Genomic DNA, 5,861 nt, shown 5'->3' with positions numbered 1-5,861 from the left:
ACGCGCTAAAATAGTTTCTATAAACTTCTTACCAAATGACCCAGTGCCACCCGTGATTAAAACTGTTTTATTGTTTAACATAACTTTTCCAATATGAGACTATTTTAAGAGCTATTACTAAAGCGTAATTTCACCTAAAAAAATAATTTTACGATAGATCATGCTCGCTTTCTGCTAGCAAAATATAAATAATTTAATATAAATAATGAGCTTTGAAATATATTCAACCTCATATGGTAACGAAGTATATGCCAATGCCAAGTCAGTGATTTAAGCTTATTAGCCGATATGGAACCAGCTCTAACTCTGTATTTTGCCAAAACTTCAGGTACTCCTAACGAGTAAAAATCCTGCCCACTAGATAAAATCTCGAGCCACATTACATAGTCTTCGTGTTTTACCTCTTTTTGTTTAGGTAATACAACTTTAGAGCGATCAATTATACCTGTTAAATTACCAATAAAGTTACTCTTTAAAAGAGTTTTAAAATTAACGCTATTTTTTATACTAACTCGAGTTAATACACTGCCAAATTCATCAATTCTTTCATATGAAGAGTGGGAACAGACAGTATTTTCACCCGCTTTACATAGAGCTATTACTTGTTTTTCTAACTTAGTACTATACCAAAGGTCGTCACTATCTAAGAAGGCAATAAAACGCCCTTCGGCTTTCTCTATCGCAACATTTCGGCTATTTGCTACACCTAAGTTTACTTCATTATTTATTAAAGTAACTCTAGGATCTGAAAACTCAGTGACCACTGCTAGAGTGTTGTCTGTTGAGCAATCATTAACAATGATTAGTTCCCAGTGTGTATATGTTTGAGCCATCACAGATTCGATACTTTCTTTGATAAAAGCCTCGCAGTTATAAGCTGGCATTATAATACTAACTAGGTGCTCTTTAAACATTAGCTAATTTCACTTGCTAGGTTTATTGCGTCAAGCATTGAGTCCTCGATAGAACAGTATTTCCAGTCTCCATAACGACCTATGGAATGAATATTTTTTTGAGACAAAATTTCTAATATTTTTTGTTTTGAAGAATTCGATTTGTCACTAACATGTACGTACGCAGGATCCATCACAATGGAACAATGAGAAATCAATTTGTGGTCATCAATAATACCCACAGCCTTCAAATTATCTATCGTTAATTGTAGTTGTGTCTCTATATCAACGTCATCTTCGGGTGAGTAACCAACCTCTACATACATACTTAGCTTATCACTACCCAAAATATTATCGTAAAAGCCAACTCTGTAGAAGTTGATATTTTTATCTGGGAAATATAACCAATGCGTATCCTGGTTAGGTGATTTTTTATCAAAACCTAAGTTAAATACTAGTACTTTGTTATAGCTAAAATCATCAGCTAGCAGGTTTACTCTATCTACATCTAATTGCTTAGAAAACATTTTCAAAGGCGAACTATTTATCAAATAATCAAATGCTATTGTTCTTTTATTTGTAACAACGAGCTTTTCTTCATAGCAAATTTTTTGTACAGTTTCGTTTAGTGAAATTTTCGTTGTTGGGACTGACTCAGCTAAAGCATCAACAAAAATCCTTGCCCCTTCTTTTGGATAAAGAAAACTTGAGTTGTAGCTTTCAACTGACTGCTTTTTGAAAGATTTGATAACCTGATCTAAGTTAGCATAAGGGAAAAATCGCCCCATGGCATTAACATCTAGTGTATTCAAATCACAAGCATATAGCTTTTCATTATAAGGTTTCAAAAAGTAGTCAGTTATAGCCTTACCAAATTTCGAATAAAGCATATCTAAAAAAGAATTATAGCTTTCTTTGTCTGAACGGAAATAAAGATCATACAAACATTCTTGAAATTTATCTTTTTTAAGCTGATGTATATTAGACTGAAAAGGAAAGTCTATAAGCTCATCATCAAAGAAAATTTTTGTGACTTTAGTTCTTTCAACAAGTTTACTATCATCAATCTTGTTTTTAAAAAAGTTTTTTAGTTGATCAGTTGCAAAGTGAAAAAAGTGACCTGCATAATCCCAAACAAAACCATCTTGGTAAATAGTTCGACAATAACCACCTAACTCAGGCTCTTTCTCTATAATTAGGTAATCCTCTGAATTTACAAAGTTAGCGAAGGCTAGCCCTGAAACACCGCCACCCAAAATTAAATATTTCACTTTAGTCATTTACTTTGTTCCTTAGAATAACTCAATGTACCTTTAACCATCAGCCTTAAACACTGTATAAAACTAAATACATTTTTGTACTCTGAATATTTCTTGATTGAGAAAGCTAAATCATATAAAAGTCCTGAAATGCCAAACAGACGGTAAAATGCAGCACCTTTTGAAAACAACAATTGCTCATTATAATCTGTACCAGAACTTTCTGGTGGATGAACAACTATAGGTAATGGGATATAAACACACTTAAGGCCATTATCTAGTGCATCTTTCAAAAAAATAATCTCATCATGAACACGATATTTACTACCTAAGCCAAATTCTAGATCCAGTTTCAAACCACTTTTAATAATCGATTCTCTTTTAAACGTAATCTCAATAGATGCGCATTTTAGAATGCTCATCTTAGTGTGATAATACTCTTCGTTAGAGTAATTTGGTTTAAAAGGCTTACCTTCTGTTGTTTGTATCTGAAAAGTTATAATGTCAGCGTCTGGATACTTAATATAAGCATCTTTGACTATGCTCTCATAGTTTTCTAAATAACTAACATCGTCATCAGCAATGATGCAGATATCACCGCTTGCATTCTCAATAGCGAGATTTCTACTTTTTGAGGAGCCTCTTTCTTTTTTTGATATCATAGTAATATCATCTAAAGTTTCGGTACCTTCGAAATCTGATTGGTTGATTAATAATAACGGTGAAACTATGCATTTATTTTTCCAATCGATATCACCGATACACGATTTAGCCATAGTTGCCATTAAAATTTGAATATTCATTTTAACTCCACGAGTAAATAACCTCTGCTTTTGACATAATATAGAACTCCCAAATTAAAAAGAAAGAACCATAAAGAAGTATAAATAAGAATAGCTTTCCTCTATTTTTCACATACTCAAATAACATAGCAATGATTAAAAATTCAGAAATCAGGAAAAGCCGACTTGAACGTGATGCAAGCCTTAAATCAAAACTTAAAAGCATGTATAAACATGAACCAGTAAGAAAGCTCAAAATTAAGATTTTGCGGTATGTGTTAAGTTTATCAAACTCGGGGACAATCAACAAAACTAATATAGAGATAACCCATATCTTAAGAAATTCAGGCGTTAACCAGCCACCCTGAACATTAGCATTTTCAATATAAAATTGTACTTTCATTAAAACTGGGTTTGGATCTAATCCGATTAAGTATGTTAGGAGGTTACTAAAGACCCCCGCAAGATAAAAAATTGAAAATAAAGAAATTAATATTAAATATCTCTTCTTTGTTAAATTAAAAAAACTGGCCAAAATTAAAAAAACAAAACTAAATATAGCAACGCTATGAAACATTAATGCTATAAAGTTAAGAAAAATGTATAGCATCTTTCTATCAACAATAAATCTCAGCGAGTATAAGAAGATCAGCATTGCTAATGCTTGCCTTATTTGCCCATATGGTCCTCTAAAATAATAAAGAAAGAAAAACATTAATACTGCTATTGATGCATATCTTAAGTCTCTATTTACAATAGAATATAAAAAACAACATATAATCAATGAGTAAATAGTATTAAATAAGAGAAAGTTCCCATTGATTGATTTAACCGCTAATATTAAAAACTGAAAACCTGGCTCTATCCACCCACCAATTCCAATATCATTAACATTATTAAAAATATTTTCATATAACTCTAAATCCCAGCCTTTATCACGGGAAATCAAAAGCACTAATAAAAATAAAATAGATAACAACGCACTTGAGCTTTTAAAACTAACTTTTCCCAAAATATCACTGTAAGCAATAAGTAAAATGAGCAGTAGCGCAATGAGTAGCAACCCATAATTAGCGATTGTATAATAATTCACTTAAACGCCTTAAATGATAGATTGTTAAAAGGTTCACACATCAAAATTGCTCAAAAATAACTCACTTGGAAACTTTTAAATAAGACACATTATCGTACTTCATATAGTGCGCGACACTCGAACCATGATGTAAAACTTGAACTTGTGAGTAACTCTTTGAAAGTGCATTTATTAAAATCTCTGCAGGCACTTTATTCTCAACAACCTCAAAACCGAGTGCCCCTTCAAGCCCTAAGCTATTTTTGATATTCGGGTGTAATTTAACTAACTTTTTATCATAAACTCTATCTGCAATATCGATGAAACGACTATCAAAACTCCAGTCACTTATATATATAAAACACTTATTCCCCTCACCGACACTTGCTGGATCAAAGTTATAAATTTTATTTAAATAAGCTACGTTTTCTTCGCAGTAACTCTTCATACTTTTAGTGATTTTTAAGATAGAAAAGTTTTTCTTTTTTATTTTAATTCGCTCTGCATACTCTTTTGGTTCAAATACATAAACCCCATTACAGAACCAACTTCCTCCAAATACAGTACTTATACCTAACACATCAAAAATTTTAGTTTTATAGCTAGGTACATATATGTCATTTCTATATGTACCAATTCCTTCTTCGTAAACATAAATCTGCTTTGTTCTGGATATAAGTTTGAAGTAAGCGAGGTATAACGCTAACCTAGTACCTATGTCACCATCGATATAAGTTTTTGTCGGTTTTAAACGACTTCCTTTAACAAATGACATGAATCGATTTTTTACAAACAGTACTTTTTTCCAATCACCTGCAGATTTAATATTATTAAAAACAGCTTCTGCATCATGAAACATATCAATAATTATTAAACAACTACCTTCTTTTTTAGAACCGGCAATTATACTAGAAACCGTGATTTGCATGGGTTTTGAGGCAATATAAAGTTCCATTTATTGTTTGACCTTACTTATATTTTTAAATGTACAAAAATACATTATGCATATTTGTAATATTGATGAAAAAAACAATGAGTAAACCAACAAGTCCATTGAATATAATGAGAATATGCAAGATATCCCTATATGTATCAAAGCGACAAAAATGCTAACCGATGAGATTAACTTATTTCTTGCTTGATAAAACAAAAGGTTTACCAGAATGAAGTATGGGATCATTAAAGAGTATCCTAACACTAGAACAGCAACCCACTGACCTAGATTTGTATACTCATCACCAAAAATATAAACAAATAATGAGTCTGGAATTAAGTAAACAAAAATAGGAAACAAAGGCACAATTAGGAATGACTTTAAAACAAGTTGCTTTACCTCTATTGTGTTAAGGGCCCTATTTTTCATTTTCGCATAAAAATGAGGTACTAAAGCTCTATTTAGTGCCAGTAAAAGCAGGTAAAAAATACTTGCAATTTGAATTGCTAAAAAGTATTCCGCAAGAGCACTTTTGGAAAAAGAGTCATTGATGATAAACCTTTCGACATGTCCTCTAATCACACCTGATAGAGCATGTAGTAAGAGAGGTAAACCAAAAGAAAATAAATATAAAATATGCTTTTTATTTATTTTCTTATTGATTCTATTCGTATACGTTTTTAACGTAAAAAATAGCCAGAGAGAAGGAATAAACCAAGAAAGTGCCCCGGCATAAACTCTGGTCTGTGATGTTGCTTGCGTAAACTCGAATAAAATAATAATACTAAATAGCAAAGTCACACCACTAATCACTTGTGCTAAAAAGTATTTATGTACTTGCCTAGAAGCTTGAGCTATAGAGAAGTTAAGCATAAGTAACACATAGCAAAATGATGCTAAAGCCGATATTGCTATGTGGTT

General features: G+C 31.6%; 7 protein-coding genes. All 7 read right to left on the bottom strand.

Annotation, left to right across the window (positions count from 1 at the left end):
* A partial coding sequence (locus CXF76_RS20735) for a polysaccharide biosynthesis protein (protein WP_232785070.1) occupies nt 1-81 on the bottom strand: 81 nt, incomplete at its 3' end.
* Nucleotides 82-158: 77 nt separating this feature from the next.
* On the bottom strand, nt 159-914 hold the full coding sequence (locus CXF76_RS00225; RefSeq protein WP_024589835.1) for a glycosyltransferase family 2 protein: 756 nt from the start codon (nt 912-914) through the stop codon (nt 159-161).
* The gene (locus CXF76_RS00220; protein ID WP_101162756.1) at nt 914-2,173 is read right to left on the bottom strand and encodes a protoporphyrinogen/coproporphyrinogen oxidase; all 1,260 of its coding nucleotides are present in this window, start codon (nt 2,171-2,173) and stop codon (nt 914-916) included. Before CXF76_RS00220 ends, CXF76_RS00225 begins: the two co-directional genes overlap by 1 nt.
* Nucleotides 2,170-2,955 (bottom strand): glycosyltransferase family A protein, encoded by a 786-nt coding sequence (locus CXF76_RS00215; protein ID WP_101162755.1) that lies wholly within the window; start codon nt 2,953-2,955, stop codon nt 2,170-2,172. The genes CXF76_RS00220 and CXF76_RS00215 overlap by 4 nt, the downstream gene beginning before the upstream one ends.
* 1 nt (nt 2,956) lies before the next feature.
* Nucleotides 2,957-4,027 carry an EpsG family protein gene (locus CXF76_RS00210; protein WP_024589838.1) on the bottom strand — a complete coding sequence of 357 codons (1,071 nt, stop codon included), beginning with the start codon at nt 4,025-4,027 and terminating at the stop codon, nt 2,957-2,959.
* 61 nt (nt 4,028-4,088) lie between these two features.
* Entirely contained in the window at nt 4,089-4,961 is an 873-nt protein-coding gene (locus tag CXF76_RS00205) for a hypothetical protein (RefSeq protein ID WP_024589839.1), read from the bottom strand.
* On the bottom strand, nt 4,962-5,861 hold a 900-nt coding region (locus CXF76_RS00200; protein ID WP_232785069.1), incomplete at its 5' end, for an oligosaccharide flippase family protein.

The organism is Pseudoalteromonas sp. 78C3, from assembly GCF_002836695.1.
Classification (GTDB): domain Bacteria; phylum Pseudomonadota; class Gammaproteobacteria; order Enterobacterales; family Alteromonadaceae; genus Pseudoalteromonas; species Pseudoalteromonas arctica.
The sequence above is the reverse complement of the archived record's forward strand: the minus strand, read 5'-3'. Positions and strand labels throughout refer to the sequence as shown.

What these genes read in the sequence shown, in the direction of transcription:
- CXF76_RS00220 (WP_101162756.1), bottom strand. Translation starts at nt 2,173, where the DNA reads ATGACTAAAGTGAAATATTTAATTTTGGGTGGCGGTGTTTCAGGGCTA.
- CXF76_RS00215 (WP_101162755.1), bottom strand. Translation starts at nt 2,955, where the DNA reads ATGAATATTCAAATTTTAATGGCAACTATGGCTAAATCGTGTATCGGT.
- CXF76_RS00225 (WP_024589835.1), bottom strand. Translation starts at nt 914, where the DNA reads ATGTTTAAAGAGCACCTAGTTAGTATTATAATGCCAGCTTATAACTGC.
- CXF76_RS00205 (WP_024589839.1), bottom strand. Translation starts at nt 4,961, where the DNA reads ATGGAACTTTATATTGCCTCAAAACCCATGCAAATCACGGTTTCTAGT.